Raw genomic sequence first — 20,303 nt, 5'->3', positions numbered from 1 at the left:
ACAACTTCAGCCCGGCCGAGGTGGCCGGGCTGAAGTGACATCGCTGCAGATCAGATGCGTCCGAAGTACGCGTCCTTGAGCACTGCCAGGTCGTCGATGTCCTTGGCGTCGGCGTCGAGGACCACCTTGCCGATGTCGAGGACCGTCACGTGATCGGCGACGCTCATCGCGGCCTCCACTGCCTGCTCCACCAGCAGAACAGCCAGGCCGGTTTCCTTGAGCTGCTGGACGCGGTCCATCACCTCACCGACGATCACCGGAGCCAGCCCGCCCGACGGTTCGTCGAGAAGGAGCAACCGCGGCTGCGCCATCAGCGCTGCGCCGATCGCGAGCATCTGCTGCTGACCGCCCGACATGGAACCGGCGGGAAGCGCACGCTTCTCCCCCAGGATCGGGAACATCTCGTACATGGACTCGACGGATTCCATCAGCTCGCCGCGCTTTGCCTTGCGGGTGTACCCGCCCAGCAGAAGGTTCTGCTCGACGGTCTGCTTGTGAAAGACCCGCTTACCCTCCTGCACGTACGCCATACCCTGCCGCACCCGCTTGTGCGCGGGAACTCCGGTGATGTCGGCACCGTCCATTTCGACGGTTCCAGAGGCCACCTTGTTGAGGCCGGACAGAGCACGGAGCGTGCTCGTCTTGCCTGCACCGTTGCGTCCGAGCAGGGCTGTCACCTGACCGGGATAGACGTCGAACGAGACATCCCAGACGACGCGCAGATCGCCGTACCCGGTCTGCAGGTTACGGACCTTCAGAATCGGTTCCATCACTTCACCTCGCTGGTCTGATGGTCTACCGCGCCGATTTCTTCGAGCAGCGCATCCTCATCACCGGACTTGACTCCGAGGTATTCGCTCAACACGCGCGGGTGATGTTCGATCGTCGCCGCATCGCCGGTGGCGATCACCTGCCCCTGCGCCAGTACCACGATCTCGTCGGCCAGCGAGAGCACGAGGCGGAAGTTGTGCTCCACCAACACCACTGTGGCCCCAGCATCTCGCAGTACCCGGATCAGGTCTGCCAGGCGTTCGAGTTCGTCCTCGTCGAGTCCGGACGCAACCTCGTCGAAGAGGACGACCCTCGGCTCGGCGATGACGGCGCGAGCAACTTCGAGCATGCGACGCATCCCCAGGGGCAGCGACGTCGCGATCTCGTTGCGCAGGTGCGACATCCCCACGAGCTCGAGAACACGCTCGGCCTCGACGATGTCGGCCTTCGCGATCCTGCGGAAGCTGGGCAGGCGAAGCACAGCCGACGCCATCGACGCGCGGTGCACCGAATAACGTCCGGATGCAACAGCTTCCAGAACCGTGATGTTCTCCGGAATCGTCGGAGTTTGGAACGTCCGCGCCACACCCACGCGCGCCACCTTGTGCGGCGACGACTGCGAGACCACCGTGTCACCGATTGTGATCACACCGGCGTCCGCGGTGTAGAAGCCGCAGATCATGTTGAGCATGGTCGTCTTACCCGAACCGTTGGGCCCAATCAACGCGGTGACCTTACCTGCCTCTGCGGTCAGGGTTGCCGCATTGAGAGCCTGGTTGCCACCGAATGCCTTGGACACTCCGTCGACCACCAACCGTGCGCCGTTGATCGGCGCCAGTTCCGGTGTTCCGCCGCTGTTTTCCTTTGCGACGACTACGCCCAGGCCGGCCCTGCGATCGAGTTTCGAGACGATCGCTCGCCCGACCTTGGTCAGCCCACCGGAGAGCAGCACACCGCCGATGATCAGGAAGCCTCCGTAGAAGATCAGCGAGTATTCCTGAAATGCCGTCGACTGGTTGGGACCGAGCTGCATGATCGCGGCACCGACAACGGCGCCGTACACACTTGCCGCCCCGCCCAGGATCGACGCCGCCAGAACTGCTGTGGCAAAGGTGAACCCGAAGGCTTCCGGCGAGATGAACAGGTCGGTATTGGCGAACAACGCGCCCGCCAGGCCGGCCGGGAACGCACCGATCGCATAGCCGAGCAGTTTCATCCGGAACACCGACACACCCTGCGACGACGCCAGCACCGGCGACTGCTTGAGCGTGCGGAACGCGATGCCGTGGCGCGAGACCACCAGGTTGCGCATCACCGCGAACCAGAGGACGGTCACCACGACAACCACCATGTAGTACTGCTGGGTGTCGAGTTCGGAGCCGAAGAGCGTCGGCGGCTCCATACCGGTGAGGCCGTTTCGGCCGCCGGTCTTGCCGCCGAAGATCGCCAGTACGTCCGGTACCAGCAGGACCAGGAAGAACGACGTCATCGCCAGGGACCAGTTGCCCAGTCGCAGACCGGGAACGCCGGTCAAGATGCCGACGCCCAATGCCACGGCACCGGCCGCAGCGAGCTGGACCAGGATGTCAGTGTGACCGGCCTGGGACATCAGACCCGCGGTGTATGCACCCGCCGCGTACATCGCGGCCTGGCCGAGCGCCAGTTCACCGGCAAAGCCGAGGCTCAGGTTCAGGCCACTGACCACAAGTGCCAGGATGCAGGCCAATTGAATCTGCCGTGATGTCGACAGGTCGAGCCCCATCACGGGCAGCAGCAAGATCACTACCGCCAGGACCAGCGGGATGATCCAACTCGGAAGGGAACGGAAAGTCCGCCACGCGCTTACCATTTCACACCACCCGTTCTCGGACGTTGCCGAACAAGCCGGCAGGTTTGACCATCAAGATGACGATCAGCACCGTGAAGACGGCGATATTGCTGTACTGACTTCCCGCCCACAGGGCGGTGAACGATTCCACCAGGCCGACGGTCAGGCCGCCGATCAAAGCGCCTGGCAGAGAGCCGAACCCGCCGATCGCCAACGCCACGAATCCCTTGAGGGCCAGCGCGGCACCCAACGTCGCAACTGCAAACGTCTTGGGGCCGACAAGGAGTCCGAGGACACCGGACAATGCACCCGAGAAGGCAAACGCACCCAGCGCCAACCGTCGTACATTGACTCCTCGCAGCATCGCCGCTTCACGATCCTCGGAGATGCCGATCAGAGCCAGACCCGTCATGGTCTTCTTCGAGACGTAACTCAACCCGATGACCAGTGCGATCGCCGCAACAAGCAGAGCGATCTCCACCGGGTAGGTACGGCCGCCGAGTAGGGTGATCGGTTCGTTCGATCCGAAGAACGGAACCGTGAGAGGTTCACTACCCCAAATCAATTGAGTTGCACCATTGAGCAGCGTGGCAACGCCAAGCGTGGTGACCAGCTGGTTCTGGTGATCGGCCACCGGTCTGATCGCGACGATCTCCTCGACCGAGGCGAGGAGCATCACGGTCACGGTTGCCATGACGGCCACCACGAGAACGGGAAGTTTCAGGGTCACGAGACCCGTGTAGGCGACGAAAGTGCCCACCATCATCAGCTGAGCTTGAGCGAAGTTGAACGTGTTGGAGGAAACGAAAACGATGTTGTACCCGATGGCAACCAGCACGTAGACCGCGCCGAGCGCCAATCCGGACCACAGAATGGTCATGACGCAGCCGGGTTTCCGAACTGACCGTTGAGGATCTTCGTCGGGCTGATGAACTTCAGCTCACTGGTATCCGGGTTCGGGCCGTGGTTGTCAGAGCTGAAGTTGTAGCGCGAGAGGAATGCGGTCTTGGCATTCTCCTGAACCTCTGCGGTTTCCAGTGCTTCGGCGAGCTTCTTCGGATCGGTCGAACTGCCGACCTTCTCCGCTGCTGCCGCGACGAGGGGGAATGCGTCGTAGTTGTCCGCGAGGATCAGCGTCGACGGGATCGAGCCCAGCGACGCCATCGTGTCCACCATCGTGTTGACGAGCGCGTTGTTCGGATCGAACACCGTGCTGGTGAACACCTGCGTCACCAGGTTCTTCACCTGCGGGGTGCCGAGCACACCGGCGGGCGGATCATTGGCGATGAGGTTGGTGGCAGAGACCGACGTGTTGCCGATCAACGGCACGTCCCAGCCGAGTCGCTCCAGGCTCTGCAACACGTATCCGAGCGGGGCGCCGTACGCGTCCAACGCGATTGCCGTTGCACCGGCATTCTTGAGGGACTGCAACTGCGCCGTCATGTCCAGAGCAGCGGCGTCGTATTCTTCGTTGCCGGCAGCCTTCAGACCGACCTTCTCGAGCGCACCGGTCATCTCCTCGCCGAAGAGTTCACCGTAAGCGGTACTACCGTGCAGGACTCCGACGCTGCTGTAGCCCTTGGTCTTTGCATACTCGGAGATGCCGCGAGCGGTGTCGGTCGCGCCCGGAGCCAGGTCGAAGTTCAGCGGGAACTTCGAGGGGTCCGTGGAATCGGGAGAAGGCGCCATGCTCAGCGAGAGGATGTTGTTCTGCTTGAGGATCGGGAGAACCGCAGCCGCGATCGACGAAGGACCCGAGTTGAGGTAGAGGTCAGGCTTGTTCCCCGAGTTGATGGCTTCGCGCAGCTTGGTGACAGCGATGGTTGCATCACCCGCGTCATCGACAGTGGTGAGCTCGATCTGACGGCCGCCGATGCCCCCGGCCTCGTTCTGGACCTGAACGCCGGCCTTCGTGGCCAGCAGGGAAGTCTGCGAGTTCGCCGCGAGAACACCCTGCGCACTGATCCCGCCGGTCAGCAGGACGCGGTACGGCGAATCCGCGCCACCTTCGGACTCCGAAGAACCACTACACCCCGCGAGAGCCAGAGCCGTCACGGCAACTGCCGCAACAAGAATGGGCCGACGATTCATGTCTGCACTCCTAGAACACATGTATGCACCGAACGTCAGGCGAATACCTGACGAAAGAAGGATCGGCCGGTGGGAACGCCTGATTTCGAGCACCAGCCAACCAAGCACCCGCTTGATGATCTAGCAAGCAGTTGCTTGGGTTGGAGCATAGAATGTGATCTGGATAACGTCAAACGCACAAAAGAGGAGTCATGGAAGCGGACGCTATGCATATTCGGGCGGCCTCGACAGACCGATTCCCGCTGGGTGGAAACGCCAAAACGGCCCCACGCCCTGCGGGATTCGATGAGGTGAATCCGAGCAGGGCGTAGAGCCGTTTGCGTAAAGGTCTGAACTATCGCTGGTTTCGTGGCTTCCAAACCACCAACGCGTTGTTGCGTGGAATCGGAACGAGGTCCCGGCGATAGCCCGCATGGACTTTCGCGATTTCCTCGGCCAGTTCGCGGACGCGATGCTGCAGAGCCTCGACCTGGTTGGTCAGTTCGATGATCCGTTTGATTCCGGCGAGGTTGACCCCCTCGTCCTGCGAAAGCCGTTGCACTTCACGCAGAAGCGCAACATCACGCGGGGAGTAGCGTCGTCCGCCACCAGTGGTTCGGTGAGGGGTGACCAAACCGAGTCGATCGTAGTTACGCAAGGTCTGCGCATGCATTCCGGCCAACTCGGCTGCCACCGAGATCACGAAGATCTGGGCGTCAGGATCGACCGTCGCATCCCATTGATTCTGCGGTCGTTCGGTCATCATGCACCGGCCCACCCGGCCCGTGGATCGAACCCGCTCGCCTTCTCGGCTTCGAGATAGGTCTTCAGCGCTTCGATCGCCGGGTCGTCCAACTTCTGCGGGACGGATACCTTGACGGTGACCAGAAGGTCGCCTGCCCCCTCGGGACGCTTGGGGATGCCGCGTCCGCGAACTCGCAGAATGCGTCCGTCCACCGTTCCGGCCGGAACCTTCACTCCGACACGGCCGTCCAGGGTCGGCACGGACAGTGTCGTCCCGAGCACCAGTTCGCCGTAGCTCACCGGAACCGTCAGCGTCAGATCGTCGCCGTTACGGCCGAAGACATTGTCCGGCTTGACGCGGATGTTGACGAACAGGTCACCCGCCGGAGCTCCGCGGAGACCCGCTTCGCCCTTGCCCTTGAGTCTGATTTTCTGACCGTCGCTCACGCCTGCCGGCACGCGAACCGTGATGGTCCGTGTCCGGTTGGTGACGCCGCTACCGTGGCAGTCCTCGCAAGGCGAGTCGATGATCGAGCCGGTTCCCCGGCAGTCGTCACACGGCTCACTGAATCCGAATGCGCCCTGGTTGCGGCTGACCACGCCGGTTCCGTTGCAATGCGGGCACACTCGCGGGCTGGTGCCCGGCTTTGCGCCGCTGCCGTGACACGTGGTGCACGACGTCGGGCTGGTCAGACGAAGTGGGACGGTGACACCGAGCGCCGCTTCGCGGAAGGCGAGCGTCGTCTCGGTCTCGAGGTCCTTGCCTCGACGCGGGCGGTTGGGCGCAGCGGTGCGCTGGCCCGCTCCCCCGCGATTGAACAATCCGCCGAAGATGTCTCCGAGACCCGAGTCCTGCCCGCCGGCACCGCCGCCGAACAGGTCGTTGATGTCGAAACCACCAGCGCCGGGGTTGAATCCACCGCCACCTTGCGCACGGGGACCGAAGCCTCCGCTGGCAAAGAGACGCCTGGCCTCGTCGTACTCCTTGCGCTTGTCCGGATCAGACAGAACGGCATGAGCTTCACTGACGGACTTGAAACGCTCTTCGGCCTTCGCATCGTCAGGGTTGGCGTCGGGATGAAGATCCCGGGCCAGCTTGCGATACGCCTTCTTGATTTCGTCGGCCGTCGCGGTGGACGAGACGCCCAGCTCCTTGTAGAAGTCCTTCTCGATCCACTCCCGTTGACTCACTGGGCGTCTCCTCCTCTCACTCTTACTTCGCTTCTTGTTCTGAACCGTCTGCAGGCTTGTCGCCTACCCGGTCCGTCACGGCCACCATTGCGGTCCGAAGGACCCGGTCGCCGAGCTTGTAACCCTTGCGCATGACCGTCCCGAGTACGGGGTCGTGGCCTTCGCCTTCATGCTGCACCGCTTCGTGGAGTGCGGGATCGAAATCGTCGCCCTCGTTACCGAAGTCGGTCAAACCCAGACCCGTCAGGGTCGTGTTGAGCTTGTCCGCGAGTGCACGCAGTGGACCTGATTCGAGGTCACCGTGTGCCCGAGCGCGATCCAGGTCGTCGAGGATTCCGATGAGTTCGGTGATGACCGAAGCTCGCGCGGTTTCCTTGATGACCTGCTTGTCACGCTCGACGCGACGACGGTAGTTGGTGAACTCCGCCTGAAGTCGCTGCAGATCCGCAGTTCGTTCGGCGAGCTGATCGGTGGCGGATGCTTCCTCCACGATCGACTCTGCTTCCTGAACTACCCCTGTGTCTTCCGAGTCGAGCGGCGGCAGGGATTCCCCCGCCGCCTCTCCCTGTGCACCGGTCTCGGGGTCGACCGGGTTGTTCTCGGAGTTGTCCGAGGTCACTTCTTGTCCGAGTCGGTGGGCTCGTCGACAACCTCGGCGTCGACGACGTCGTCGTCATTGCCTGCGCCGTCGGTGTTTCCGGCCTCGTTTGCAGCGGAAGCCTCGTAGATGGCCTGGCCCAGAGCCTGCGACTCGGTGCCCAGCTTCTCCACTGCGGTCTTCACTGCAGCGATGTCGGTGCCTGCCAGGGCGTCGTTGACGTCCTTGACCGCTGCCTCGACCTTGGTCAGGATCTCCTCGGAGACCTTGCCCGCGTTCTCACCTTCACGCTGCTCCTTGACGAACTTCTCCGTCTGGTGGACCAGCGACTCGGCCTGGTTGCGGACCTCTGCCTCTTCGCGACGGGCCTTGTCTTCCTCGGCGTGAGCCTCGGCGTCCTTGACCATGCGCTCGATCTCTTCCTTGGACAGACCGGAGCCGTCCTGGATCTTGATCGTGTTTTCCTTGCCGGTGCCCTTGTCCTTCGCCGTCACGTGCACGATGCCGTTGGCGTCGATGTCGAAGGTGACCTCGATCTGCGGAACGCCACGCGGGGCGGGCGGCAGATCGGTGAGCTCGAAGGAGCCGAGCAGCTTGTTGTGCGAAGCGATTTCGCGCTCACCCTGGAAGACCTGGATCTGCACCGAAGGCTGATTGTCGTCAGCGGTGGTGAAGGTCTCGGAACGCTTCGTGGGGATGGTGGTGTTGCGCTCGATGAGCTTGGTCATCACGCCACCCTTGGTTTCGATACCGAGGGAAAGCGGCGTGACGTCGAGGAGCAGAACGTCCTTGACCTCGCCCTTGAGCACGCCGGCCTGGAGTGCGGCGCCGACTGCGACGACCTCGTCCGGGTTGACACCCTTGTTGGGCTCACGGCCACCGGTCAGTTCACGAACCAGATCGGAGACTGCCGGCATACGGGTGGAACCACCGACGAGCACGACATGGTCGATGTCCTTGACAGCGATTCCGCTGTCCTTGATCACTGCCTGGAACGGCGCACGGGTGCGATCGAGCAGGTCCGAGGTGATCTTCTGGAACTCGCTGCGGGAGAGCTGCTCGTCCAGGAAGAGCGGGTTCTTGTCCGCGTCGACCGTGATGTACGGGAGGTTGATGGAGGTGCTCTGCGAGCTGGAGAGCTCGATCTTCGCCTTCTCCGCAGCCTCACGCAGACGCTGCAGGGCCATCTTGTCCTTGGTCAGATCGATGCCGTTCTGAGCCTTGAACTTGTCGACCAGCCAAGCGACGACGCGCTCGTCCCAGTCGTCGCCACCGAGGTGGTTGTCACCGGAGGTTGCGCGAACCTCGACGACGCCGTCGCCGATTTCGAGCAGGGAGACGTCGAAGGTGCCGCCACCGAGGTCGAAGACCAGAATGGTCTGCTCGGTGTCACCCTTGTCCAGTCCGTATGCCAGTGCAGCCGCGGTGGGCTCGTTGACGATACGAAGGACGTTGAGGCCGGCGATCTGGCCGGCTTCCTTGGTTGCCTGACGCTGTGCGTCCTCGAAGTATGCGGGGACGGTGATGACGGCGTCGGTGATGTCTTCGCCGAGGTAAGCCTCCGCGTCACGCTTGAGCTTCATGAGCGTGCGGGCGCTGATTTCCTGCGGCGTGTACTTCTTGCCGTCGATTTCCACGTTCCAGTCAGTGCCGATGTGGCGCTTGACGGAGCGGAGGGTGCGGTCGACGTTCGTGACTGCCTGGTTCTTCGCGGGCTGACCGACGAGAACCTCGCCGTTCTTGGCAAATGCGACCACCGAGGGGGTGGTACGTGAGCCTTCGGCGTTGGCGACCACTACGGGCTCGCCGCCCTCCAGCACTGCAACTACCGAGTTGGTCGTACCGAGATCGATACCGACTGCACGAGCCATAGTGTTCCTACCTTTCGTTCTGCGGTTCTCTGCCCGAGTGGTTGATCTCGAACATGACCGCGAGTTTTTCGCTTGGTGAGCGTCCTCCGCTCAAGTTTGCCTCCGACCGTGGCCGGGAGTCAACTCGAAGTTGAGCCGAGGGCGCTCAAGCTTGTCGAAATGGTCAACTACAGCCCACGTAGATTTGTTCCCGCCTTCCCCGAAAAGCCGAAAAAGTGCGCCACATCACGTCCGAATCTCTCCGAATGGCTACGATCGGCCGGTGACCGATCCCGACAATTCTCCCGTTCGACCTGCTCGACCGGCGCCGGCGCGCCCGGCACCCGAGCGACCCGACGTCTCGGTTCGGCCGCTCCGACCTGCAGCGAACGACGAGATACCCAAGGCCGTGACCTTGTCCACCTCTGCCTGGATCGGCTCGTTCGTCGTCCTGGCCGGTATCGCCGGAGTGGTAGTCACCAGCCTCGACGACGTCCGGTCAGCCCTCGAAGAATCGACTGCGCGCGACAATCCCGGATACTCGTCCACCGACATCTCCGATGCCGTGACGGTCGTCCTGGCCGGCAGTGGCGGCGGCGCTCTCGTCCTGATCCTGCTCGCACTCATGAGCCTTCAACTCCTCCGTGCCCGCAAGAACGCCGGGCGGGTGATGACGGCGATCGTCGGAGCCCTCAGCATCGCGGCCGGACTCGGCTTCATGTCTCTGGTCGACGGCGCCGCGGATATCGGCGCCGGAGTTCTGAGATGGGGTCCGATTCTCTACTGCGTCCTTGTAGCAGTGGCGGCGATCGCTCCGTTTGCTCCCGGTGTCAGCACCTGGCTGCGAGTACGCCGATGAAGGTTCACGTACAACTCGACTCCGCGCCGGGCGCGGGCGCTGCTCGCAGCCGTGAACTCGCGGACACCGGCGCCGGTGGCCTGTTCACCTTCGAGGGACCACACGACGTGTTCTTCCCGCTCGTCGAAGCGGCATCGGCCGTCGACCTCGACCTGATGACCAACGTCGCCATCGCATTCCCCCGCAGTCCCATGCATCTGGCGCATTCGGCCAACGACCTACAGTTGCTCAGTCGCGGCCACTTTCGCCTCGGTCTCGGATCGCAGATCAAACCGCACATCGAAAAACGCTACAGCGCAACGTGGTCGCGTCCAGCGGCCCGCATGAAGGAGACGGTCGCAGCGGTCAAGGCGATCTTCACGGCGTGGGAGAACACCTCGACGCTGAACTTCCGCGGCGAGTTCTTCACCCACACTCTGATGCCCCCGACGTTCGATCCAGGCCCCAATCCCTATGGACCGCCGCCCATCCTGATGGGTGCGCTCGGACCGGTGATGACCCGGACGGCGGCGGAGGTGGCCGACGGACTCCTGGTCATGCCGTTCCACACGCAACGCCATTTCCTCGAACGAACACTTCCGGCCGTCGATGCCGGCCTCCGTGAATCCGGCCGCACCCGAGACGAATTCACGATCATCCCGCAGGTCATCGTCGGCGTCGGCCGCGGCGACGATCAACTTGCCGCGGCCGCCCGAGGCGTCCGAGCCCTGCTCTCGTTCTACGGTTCGACGCCCGCATACCGTCCGGTGCTCGACGTCGAAGGGTGGGGCGAGGTCCAACCGGAACTCAATGCCCTGTCGAAGCGAGGTGGTTACGCCGACATGGCATCACTGATCACCGATCCGATGCTGACCACACTCGCCGTCGTCGGCACCCCCGAAGAGTGTGCCGCCGAGATTCGGCGGCGGTTCGGCGAGCATGCCGACGAAGTGTGCTGCTACTTCCCGGGTTACGACGTAGAACCGTCAGACGTGGCGTCGATGATCTCGGACCTGATGTAACTGCGAACTCAGATAAGCAGGCCTACAGGCGAATTACTCGAAATCGAATGATTCCGACAGCCGCTGAAGAGTAAACGGTTGCCGTAGTTTGGCGACCACCTTCTGATTCGCGAACATTCCCTTCTCCCAGACCGCTTGCTCACGGGGCCGAGCATCCAGCCAACGCACACGAACCAGGTATTCGCTCAGTTCCTCGTCGTCTGCGTTCTCGCCCAAGCTATTCGCGCGCACGGGACACTCGAGTAGAGGAATCGACTTTCCTTCTATATCCACATTGAAATCAGCCACTCTGACGGCTGGTTCTTCGACAACACCGACACCGACGTATCCCGTCGAGGGTATCTCTGCCCACACGCGCGCGCCTTCAAAAAGCTTGAACATAGCTTTTCGATATTTGTCCCCCTGACCCGCTGACACATACCCGTACTCCCGCATGTCGTCCCAGTTGCGGTGCCGACCCTCCCCAATCGCCACGAAGAAGTCCACACCGTTCCACGTTGGCTGCTTCTTGTTTCCCGCGCCTGCCTGTGGGAGATCGAGAGCCGGGTCAGACATCCAAGACCGGGCGAGGTATTCGCGATCCTCGTCGAACAAGTACTCAAAAAACAGGACGTTGATCGGGACGCCATAGCCCCGGACATACTCGACGATCTGCTCGGTACTCGAATCAAGACCAGTAGCCACGATCACGAGATGATGATCGTTGTTCACTACTTCAGGCACTTCGGATTCGAACCGATCAATGAATGCCGAAGCAAAATCTTCACCAGGGTGATTCTTCTCAAATAAGTCACTCACGGCTTCGAAGGACAGGTCACGCACCCAGAAACCGTATTCCAGTGCCTGAGCGACGACGTCGCGTGGAGTTCGGTCCTTCTTCAGTTCGATTACGTATAGGTCTCCTTCCGCGTCGATGGCGAGGAGATCGATCCGTTTGGCAAAATCCGTCATCACTTGTGGGCCGATGACCAGCAGATCACCGAGGCCGAGTATCTCGATGCGACTTTCGATGATCTTTTCGAGCCGAGCCTCGGACTCGATTACTCGGGGTGGCACGCGCAGGACATCGGTTCCGTCAACACGCCACAATCCGAATTTTACAGGCATCGCGACAGAGTATCCGGTCGACCGAGAACTCAGGCCCCCAAGGTACGGGCCAGCTCGGTCAACGACTCCCGGGCAGCACGCAGGCTCGCGTCACCCTGCTCGATCAGCGGTGCCATCGCCGGAATACGCTGCGCCAAAGTCAGTTCCGCGGTGATGACGGAGACATCCATTCCCATCGACACCCCGAGCACCTGAACGAGTGGCGGGACGGTGTGATCGTTGGCCTCGTTCCCCGAGCCCGGCGCATAGGTGTTCCCACGGCTGGACACGATCACCACGGGCTTACCTGCGAGCGGCTGAGTGCGCGTGTCGAAAGGCACCGTAGTCCCCAGGACGTGCACGTAATCTATCCACGCCTTCAACGTCGACGGGATCGACCAGTTGTACATCGGCGCGCCGATCACGACTACGTCTGCAGCGGTAAGTTGCTCGATGACCCGAGCCTGTAGTGCTTCCGCGGCGGGATCCGGAATCTCTCCCTCGACCCGCAAACGTGGTGCATAGTGCAGAGCCGCGTCCGCGAGGTGCGGCAAGGGATCCCGGTGCAGATCCACCGTCACCGTCGTGTGATCCGGACTGTTGTTCGACCACTGCTGAGCGAACAGGGCGGTGAGATCACGAGAGGTCGAGTTGTGGAGTTCGGCAGACGAATCGATGTGAAGTAGCTGTGGCATCCTTCATCAGTACCAGAGCGCGCTCAACTCTTCTCCGCGGCGAGATCGGATTCTGCCGCGTACTGCGCCAGCAGGACACGTTCGCGCTCGCGGCGCGGATAGAAGAACGTCACCACCGCGGCACCGGCACACACGATGATGATCGCCGCGATGTAGGCGTTTGTATCCCCGTCCAGGAAGGCGTTTTTGGCGGCGGTCATGATTTGGTCCGCGTATTGCGGGTAGCGTTCCGCGAGAACTTCGGCGCTGGAGAAAGATTTGGTGAGCGCGGCCTGAGTTTCGGGAGTCACCTCGGATGCGTTCGGCGAGGACGAGATCGCATTCCCCAACGATTTTGCGTACCCGGCCGTGAGTATTCCGCCGAGAATCGACTGCATGATGGCGCCGCCCAGGTCGCGTTGCAGGTCCGAGGTTCCCGACGCCATACCAGCGCGGTGCACGGGAACGGATCCGGTCAGCGAACGCGATGCCGGTGTGCCTGCCAGGCCGACGCCGATCCCGACAAGCGCATAGGCCAGCGCGACCTGCCAATACTGTGTGCTTTCGTTCCACAGGAAAAGCGCGACAAACAACCCGAGAACCACGAACAGGTAGCCGGAGAGCAGCGTGACGCGGGCGCCGTACCTTTCGATCATGGTCGCCGAACGCGGCGCAACGATCACCATCGCCAGCGCAGCCGGAATGATCGCCGCACCGGCTGCCAGCGTCGAGTAGCCGAGGACGTTCTGCAGGAACTGCTGGCCGATGAACATCGCGCCCATGAGCGAACCGAACACGACCAACCCGCCCACCGCCGCGACCCAGAAGGTCGGGCGCGCAGCTACGTGAAGATCGAACAGCGGATTGACCGCGCGTCGCTGTTGCAGGAAGAACCCGATACCCGCGACGACCGCTATCGCCCCGAGCACCAGAGCCAACGTGCCCGAACCCTTCACCGGCGCAAAGTTGATGGACAGCACCAGCGCCCCGATGAAGACGATCGACACTATGCCGCCGAGGTGATCAACTCGCTCGGTCGTCTCGTTGACGTGCGCGGGCACCAACACCAGCGAACAGATCAGTGCCACGAGAGCCAACGGAAGGGTGACGAAGAAGACCGAACCCCAGTGAAACTGCTCGAGCAGCGCCCCCGAGACGATCGGACCGAGTGCTGAAATCGCGCCACCGATTGCGGACCACATGGCAATCGCCTTGGTCCGTGCCGGTCCGGCCCACAGCGCCGTGATGATCGCCAGCGTGGTCGGGAATGCAAGACCTGCCGAGACGCCTCCGACTATCCGAGCGAGGAACAGCACTTCGAAGTTCCCGGCGAATCCAGCCACGATCGACGCCGGAATGGACAGCGCCATGCCGGTGACCAGCAGCATCTTGCGGCCGTATCGGTCTCCCAACGCCCCAAGGTAGAGCACCGTTCCGGCCAGGCCCAACGAGTACCCGACCGCGATCAGGTTCAGTTGTGTCTGGCTGGCGTCGAAGGCCCGCCCGATGTCCGGCAGCGCGACATTCGCGACCGAGAGATTGAGATTCGCGACCGCAGCGACCAGGATGAGCGTCCCCAGGACGAGGGTGGCTCGATCCGGTGAAGCGGACTTGATGTCACTCGCCATGCGCGTGCTCCCATCGAGGTGGGACCCGAACCTGGGAGTTATGTCCGGGTCATCCCGAACTCAAGATAGAACCCTCTCCAAGCGCTCGCACAGTGAACGGGTCCCTATTCGGGCACAATTTCAGCCAAGACGCCCTCGGCGCTGCGGGCAGCAACCAGGCAGGCGCGGGAGGTGAACCTGTCGAAGAGCGGATGCCTGGACAACTCGCGCCATCGCCGGACAGCCGCGGTAGCCCGCGCACGCTGCACCTCCGGCGATTCTTCCGGTTCGCAGCCCAACCGGTCACTGGCCCGGATTCCGTAGCCACCGATCAGCCTTTGCAGTTGTGCCAGGTCGTCGGGTGGCAGATCTGTGTGTACCGAACGAAGTCGCCCGAGCAGGCGAAGTTCGTGGAAACCGTGAACATCGGCAAGCAACCGTTGTGCCTCCGCCGCGATCAGATCGCCTTCCTCACTCGGATCGGCTTCGAGGATTCGGCCCAACGTCACCAGCGCGGTGTGCGATTTCAGTTGATCCGCGCGCTGCCCGAACTGAACGTCGATCACCTGACGAAGTTCGTCCAGTCCGCTTCGCTCCAGCAATTCGGCTGCCAGACTCGGCGAATCAGTGGCACCCAGCTTTATCGACGTCACGGCGAGGCGAATTCCGAAGAGCCCGAACCGATCGGCCAATTGCGCCCGCATCGCCGCATCGACCGGGAGTGGACTGTCCTGCCTGGCAAAACGATCCGCGGAGAGCAGTGCCAGGCTCAGATCCTCGGATGCAACCTGCGCGAGCGCCGAGAAGGCAGCGAACTCACTCTGCCTCATCGTCCGTGCGGCGAGTGCCAGCAGACCTGCCACGGGAACCACCGACTGGCACAGCCCGGTTCGCTCCAACTCCTCGGCAAATCGTGCCGCGACGTCCTTCGCCGAGGACAACGCGTCGAGCCTGCCTGCGCCGACCTCGTCGGCACGCGAGAGAACACCGATCACTCCGAGCGGGCCGGATTCTCCGCCGACATGATCAGCGATCTTCCCGAGGAACTGCATGTCACTGGCGTTCAGGGCGCGCAGCAGGTAGACCACCGCGTCCGCGCCGGGCGCACCACCATCGGGAACCAGCATGTCCCAGGTTCGGGCCGAAACCTCGGTCGAGAGCGACGACGTACCTGGGGTGTCGATGATCGTTGTACGAGCCAATGCCGAAGACGGCCAGTCGACGTCGATGCGGTCCACCGAGTCTGCGGTGTACTCCCCCAGATCGAACGTGAGCCTGCCGTCGCGGCGCGTCACCGGCACGTTGAACTCGGCACCGTTCTCGGCCGTCGCAGTCACCTGGGGCGTTGTCCCGTTCCGATACCAGGTGACGACGCGCGTGCACTCCGTCGCGTCGGTAGGCGCTATGTCCTGTCCGACAAGCGAATTGAGCAGCGTCGACTTCCCCGCCTTGAGGGAGCCGGCGAGCGCCACCCGGAGTGGCTCGCCGAGTCGGGCAGCGCATTCGTCCAACTGGGCTCGCGTCTGCGGCTGGTCCGCGTAGACCCGTCTGGCCTGGTCGATCAGAGCATGTGCCGACTCCACAGCGGTCACGGCGGTCGTGGCACTCATGCGTTGGTCACCTTTGCCGGAGCAGGAGCGGGAGTTTCGCCGATCAGCGTTCCGGCAACGGCGTCAAGCTCTGCGACGACGCGCATGTCGGTCTCCAGACGCTTGATACGAGCGGCATGTTCGCTCGACTCCAACTGCGCAGCTTCCTGCGTGGCGCGGAGGGATTCGTTGATCGAGCGCAGCGCCTGCTCGGCGATGTCGGTGAAATGATCCCGCAGAAGCCGCTGTACCAGGCGGAGGCGGTCCTTCGACTCCTTGCCCACCTGGAAGCTGACGTCGTCGGCAAACCGTCGGATAGCCGCTTTCGCCTCGGCCCGACGCTTGAGCACCTGTGCTTGTTTGTCTTCGCGATAAGCCTTGGTGCCCAGCAGAACCCCGGCTCCGATGGAGATCGGGTTGACCAGCGCCATGCCCATCATCGTGGTGATCAAGCCGAACATCAAGACGCCGCCGTACGAGCCGCGCATGCCGACCAGGACCTTCTGAGTGATGCCGATACGGCCGGATTCGAGGTCCGACAACGCGCCAACCGGTTCCAGGAAACCGTCGGTGTCGGCGACGTCGAGATGCGGGAGCGCGACGTCGCCGGTCTCCGCGAAGTGCTGCGCCACAACTTCTGCCAACCATTGAGCTCGATCGTGAGCCCACACGAAGTTGTCACCGATAGCGGTGGCGATCTCCTGTTCGAGCCACTCCCCCACTACGTCCCAGTCCTTACCTGGATCGCCTTCGTCGACCGTCTCCTCGGCCTGGCGGGTGACCCGGCGCAACCGGTCCCGGAGGTCGTGATCGATGTCGGCGGCAAGGTCTGCAATGCCGTCGCCGAGGCTCTGTTGCCAGAGCGAGGTCTTCTTGTGCAGTTCCTCGGCCGCTGCCCGGGCACGCTGCAGGCCGGCGACCGCCGCTTGAGCGGTGGACGGATCCTTCAGCGCCGCAAGCTCACTGCCCATCTCCAACGTCAGATGTGCTGCCGAGGAACGCACGTCCATCGCAACTGCGCGTCGCGTGTTCGACTCGGCACGCGCAACCACGTTGTCCCGCAGGAACTGATAGAGGTCCAGAAATCCGGATTCCGCCTCGAGTTCCTTGTCCCCCAGCCTCAGTGCGTGCGACCGCAGTACCGAGGAGATCGGAATGAGCGGCAGGTCCAACCCGGCGCGCTGGAGATGTCCGCGATCGGCGTCGAGGATCTGTCGCCAGTGCGGGTACAGATCGGTCTTGCTGATCAGACCGGCCACCGCAGGACACAGATTGACGACCTGGCGGATGAATCCCAGCTCGGGTTCGGTGAACTCCTGACTGGAGTCCGACAGAACCAACACGGCATCGGCCGCAGTGATCAATCCCAATGTTCCTGCAGCATGCGGATTTCCATGACCACCGACACCGGGGGTGTCGATCAGAACCAAACCGTCGGCCAACAGCGGACTGGGAACACCCACTTCCACACGCAGAACTTCACGCCCTTCGGCGCGCGGCGTGGCCGGGGTGATCCCCATCAGTTCTTCGAGCGGGAGGGGCACCCGGATGGGCGCCGCACCCGGATCGGCGAGAATCAATTCGGCGACCGCGGTCTCCGCGTACTGCACGACCGTCGCCACGGCAGTGGTCTCGTCGTCACCGACCGAACACACGTCGATGCCGAGCAGAGAATTGACGAACTGGCTCTTGCCCTGTTTGAGGGGACCGACCACCACGATACGAATACGTGGATCATTGACTCTGACCTGAGCATTCTCAAGTCGGCGCACCAGATCCGTGCGCCCGAAATCCTTCGCCACGACGGCTGTTCGTTCGAGCAACGACGCCGTCGACGACGCGACGCGCGCCTTCCGACTGCTTACCTGACTCGCTGAATCACTCATGAGCTACGTTGACCCGCAATTCTTCCCGACTCGAATATCCGGCCCTGCGAACGCATAGCGCACGCAGGGCCGGATTTGTTACATCAGGTCATTTTGACCGATTTCAGTTCCTGCGTCAGCAGATCAGGGATGCAGGTGATCGACAACCGCAACCGGGTCGATGTGATCGACCGGTGCTGCAACCGAATCCTCGGCGAAGAGCGAGTGTCCGGTATCGGCGCTCAGTCCCGAATCGGAGCCCGCACCGAAAGCGTCGGTCGCATCGATCGACGACCACGGGTTCAGCGCACCGGTCAAGGAACTTGTCAGGTCGGACACGCCGCTGACTGCTCCACCGAGGGATCCACCCAGGTCAGCGACTCCGCCGCCGCCAACGGTACCGCCACCGTCGACGGTGCCACCGGCAGCCGCGGCTGCGTCGGCACCGATCGAACCTGTCACGTCGGTGACTGCTCCGACAGCCCCGCCGAGCGATCCACCGAGATCGGTGACGCCGTTCAGTGCTCCGCCGAGCGACCCACCCAAACCGGCCGCAGCGTTCGTGGCGGCGTCGAGACCTGCTGCTGCGTCGAGACCTGCTGTTGCGTCCAGAGCACCGCCCACCGTTGCTCCGAGGTCGCCGGTCACACCGCCGAGGTTCAGGCCGTCTGCCGCGATGCTTCCGAGGTCGACGGAAGGCAGTTCAGCGGAGATCGGGCCAAGGTTCACTGCGCCGAGGTCGACGGAGGGCAGGTCGGCGCCGATCGAACCGGTGTCGATTCCGCCGAGGTTCAGTGCCGTGTCCAGCGCTCCACCGAGTGCGCCTTCGGCACCGAGAACGCTGTCGAGAGAGCCCCCCAGCCCGAGGCCGGCGCCCAGCGCACCATCCAGCGCGCCGGTGAGGTCCGTGCCCACGGAACCGACAGCCCCCAAGCCGCCTGCACCTGCGAGAGCGGTGTCGAGAGCCGCAGCCACACCGGCTGCCAAGCCTGCTTCGCCGCCCAGCCCGAGTGCACCACCGAGGTCGATTCCGGTAAGTCCGCCTGCGCCCAGCGCTGCGTCGAGTGCGCCGCCGAGACCGCCCGCCAGCCCGGCATCGATGCCGAGTGCCGAACCGAGGACACCTTCGAGAGCCGTCGACAGATTCGCACCGCCGCCCAGAGCCGCTGCGAGGTCTGCGCCGAGACCGCCTTCGAGGTCGAGTGCTCCCCCGAGCAGTCCACCGAGTGCGCCGCCCAGGTCGGCTCCGACCGTTCCGCCGGCACCGAGGGCGCCGGAGAGTGCCGCGCTGAGCTGCGCGCCCAGGTCTGCACCCCCGCCGAGTACGGCGTCGAGGTCGAGTCCTCCGCCGAGGCCCAGTGCTGCGTCGAGTGCGCCGCCGAGTGCAGTTTCCAAGCCGCCGCCGACTCCGAGAGCTCCGCCGAGTGCGCCGCTCAGTGCAGCACCGAGATCGAGGCCGCCCGCGATATCGGTGAGAACGCTGACATCCGTGATCGCTCCGAGGACGCCGCCGAGTGATGCACCCAGATCGGCGCCGATCGTGCCGCCGGCTCCCAGGACACCGGAGAGCGCGCCGGACAACGCCGTGCTGAGGTCGCCCGTCAGAGCGCCGGCAAGATCGAGGCCGCCACCCAGTGCAAGGGCGGATTCCAGTGCGCCGGTCAGGCTCGCGCCCAGCTCGCCGCCGATGTCGAGGAGTCCGCTGAGGTCTGCTGCGCCGCCGAGGAGTCCACCGAGAGCCAGTCCGAGGTCGGCTCCGAGGTCGCCACCGATGGCAAAGACGGGTGCGAGGGCGCCGCTGAGCCCCGCCGTCAGGTCGAGTCCGCCGACCGCGCCGATGGCGGCGTCGAGGGCTGCGCCCAGTTCCGCGGTCAGACCGCCGGTCACTCCGAGGGCGCCGCCCAGAGCCGCGCTGAGCTGTGCGCCCAGATCGAGAGCTCCTTCGAGATCGAGTGCACCGCCGAGGCCCAGGCCGGCTTCGATGACGGCGCCGAAGGCTGCGCCGAGGTCGGCACTGATCTCGCCGCCGATGGCAAGCGCAGCGCTGAGGGCTGCTGCGAAGTCGCCGACCAGGTCGAACTGGCCGCCGAGGGCGCCTCCGACTCCGAGGCCTGCACCGGCACCGAGACCCAGGCTGCCGCCGAGGCCGCCACCCAGTCCACCGGTGAGACCACCACCGATTCCGAGACCGCCGCCGATGGCACCCGCAGCGGACGCGCCGGCGTTGACGATCGCGGACAGGTCGGCGCCGCCACCGGCAAACAGTCCGGACTCGGCAACCAGCGGAGCGACGGCGACGATGTCGGCGGGGCTGACGTCGCACAGACCGGCAGCGTTGAGTGCCGCGGTCGGGTTGGCGCAGTAGTTGGCAGCTGCCTCGTCGTCACGAAGTAGCCCGAGGATGAATTCGAGTACGGCGTTCGTTGCCATGGCGGGTTCTCCTGAAGTTCGTTGACCGGGTTGTTGCCGGTGGGTTGTTGCCGGTGATCCGGAAACTGGTGCGCTGCCAGAGGTAGCGAGTGGAATCAACGCTAAGAACTTTTGCGACTGGGGCCAACGGGGAGCACCCC

At 63.6% G+C, this 20,303-nt stretch carries 16 protein-coding genes; 2 read left to right on the top strand and 14 right to left on the bottom strand.

The window, feature by feature from the left end; all coding sequences use genetic code 11:
* Positions 1–50: 50 nt before the first annotated feature.
* From AC1DWA_RS06060 to dnaK, 8 genes are all read right to left on the bottom strand, one after another.
* Positions 51–770, bottom strand: a complete 720-nt coding sequence (locus AC1DWA_RS06060; protein ID WP_020723665.1) for an ABC transporter ATP-binding protein — start codon at positions 768–770, stop codon at positions 51–53.
* Positions 770–2,620: a branched-chain amino acid ABC transporter ATP-binding protein/permease gene (locus tag AC1DWA_RS06055; protein WP_097387723.1), complete on the bottom strand. Its 1,851-nt coding sequence runs from the start codon at positions 2,618–2,620 to the stop codon at positions 770–772. Before AC1DWA_RS06055 ends, AC1DWA_RS06060 begins: the two co-directional genes overlap by 1 nt.
* A 1-nt stretch (position 2,621) precedes the next feature.
* On the bottom strand, positions 2,622–3,479 hold the full coding sequence (locus AC1DWA_RS06050) for a branched-chain amino acid ABC transporter permease (protein WP_477845756.1): 858 nt from the start codon (positions 3,477–3,479) through the stop codon (positions 2,622–2,624).
* The gene (locus AC1DWA_RS06045) at positions 3,476–4,690 is read right to left on the bottom strand and encodes an ABC transporter substrate-binding protein (protein WP_019749387.1); all 1,215 of its coding nucleotides are present in this window, start codon (positions 4,688–4,690) and stop codon (positions 3,476–3,478) included. The genes AC1DWA_RS06050 and AC1DWA_RS06045 overlap by 4 nt, the downstream gene beginning before the upstream one ends.
* A 334-nt stretch (positions 4,691–5,024) precedes the next feature.
* Positions 5,025–5,435 carry a heat shock protein transcriptional repressor HspR gene (locus AC1DWA_RS06040; RefSeq protein WP_003944355.1) on the bottom strand — a complete coding sequence of 137 codons (411 nt, stop codon included), beginning with the start codon at positions 5,433–5,435 and terminating at the stop codon, positions 5,025–5,027.
* Positions 5,432–6,604, bottom strand: a complete 1,173-nt coding sequence (dnaJ, locus tag AC1DWA_RS06035; protein WP_019749386.1) for a molecular chaperone DnaJ — start codon at positions 6,602–6,604, stop codon at positions 5,432–5,434. The genes AC1DWA_RS06040 and dnaJ overlap by 4 nt, the downstream gene beginning before the upstream one ends.
* A gap of 22 nt (positions 6,605–6,626) precedes the next feature.
* The gene (gene grpE / locus AC1DWA_RS06030; protein ID WP_019749385.1) at positions 6,627–7,223 is read right to left on the bottom strand and encodes a nucleotide exchange factor GrpE; all 597 of its coding nucleotides are present in this window, start codon (positions 7,221–7,223) and stop codon (positions 6,627–6,629) included.
* Positions 7,220–9,073: a molecular chaperone DnaK gene (gene dnaK / locus AC1DWA_RS06025; protein ID WP_019749384.1), complete on the bottom strand. Its 1,854-nt coding sequence runs from the start codon at positions 9,071–9,073 to the stop codon at positions 7,220–7,222. The genes grpE and dnaK overlap by 4 nt, the downstream gene beginning before the upstream one ends.
* A 262-nt stretch (positions 9,074–9,335) precedes the next feature.
* On the opposite strand from dnaK, the gene AC1DWA_RS06020 reads away from it, so the two are divergent.
* The gene (locus AC1DWA_RS06020) at positions 9,336–9,911 is read left to right on the top strand and encodes a hypothetical protein (protein WP_021343221.1); all 576 of its coding nucleotides are present in this window, start codon (positions 9,336–9,338) and stop codon (positions 9,909–9,911) included.
* Positions 9,908–10,912 carry a TIGR03617 family F420-dependent LLM class oxidoreductase gene (locus AC1DWA_RS06015; protein WP_283310129.1) on the top strand — a complete coding sequence of 335 codons (1,005 nt, stop codon included), beginning with the start codon at positions 9,908–9,910 and terminating at the stop codon, positions 10,910–10,912. Before AC1DWA_RS06020 ends, AC1DWA_RS06015 begins: the two co-directional genes overlap by 4 nt.
* Before the next feature lie 33 nt (positions 10,913–10,945).
* Here AC1DWA_RS06015 and AC1DWA_RS06010 read toward each other — a convergent pair whose 3' ends face one another.
* The 6 genes from AC1DWA_RS06010 to AC1DWA_RS05985 all read right to left on the bottom strand — a co-directional run bounded on the left by AC1DWA_RS06010 (position 10,946) and on the right by AC1DWA_RS05985 (position 20,163).
* Positions 10,946–11,863 (bottom strand): hypothetical protein, encoded by a 918-nt coding sequence (locus AC1DWA_RS06010; protein WP_477845755.1) that lies wholly within the window; start codon positions 11,861–11,863, stop codon positions 10,946–10,948.
* Between the two features lie 185 nt (positions 11,864–12,048).
* A complete protein-coding gene (locus AC1DWA_RS06005; protein ID WP_019749381.1) occupies positions 12,049–12,693 on the bottom strand; it encodes an FMN-dependent NADH-azoreductase in 645 nt (214 codons plus the stop codon).
* 23 nt (positions 12,694–12,716) lie between these two features.
* Positions 12,717–14,300 (bottom strand): MFS transporter, encoded by a 1,584-nt coding sequence (locus AC1DWA_RS06000; protein ID WP_019749380.1) that lies wholly within the window; start codon positions 14,298–14,300, stop codon positions 12,717–12,719.
* Between the two features lie 104 nt (positions 14,301–14,404).
* Entirely contained in the window at positions 14,405–15,889 is a 1,485-nt protein-coding gene (locus tag AC1DWA_RS05995) for a dynamin family protein (RefSeq protein WP_019749379.1), read from the bottom strand.
* The gene (locus tag AC1DWA_RS05990; RefSeq protein ID WP_021334270.1) at positions 15,886–17,754 is read right to left on the bottom strand and encodes a dynamin family protein; all 1,869 of its coding nucleotides are present in this window, start codon (positions 17,752–17,754) and stop codon (positions 15,886–15,888) included. The genes AC1DWA_RS05995 and AC1DWA_RS05990 overlap by 4 nt, the downstream gene beginning before the upstream one ends.
* A gap of 123 nt (positions 17,755–17,877) precedes the next feature.
* Complete coding sequence (locus tag AC1DWA_RS05985; protein ID WP_283384546.1) at positions 17,878–20,163, bottom strand: IniB N-terminal domain-containing protein; 2,286 nt, start codon at positions 20,161–20,163, stop codon at positions 17,878–17,880.
* Between the last annotated feature and the right edge of the window lie 140 nt (positions 20,164–20,303).

Source organism: Rhodococcus sp. P4_F3_2 (assembly GCF_056401335.1).
The sequence above is the reverse complement of the archived record's forward strand: the minus strand, read 5'-3'. Positions and strand labels throughout refer to the sequence as shown.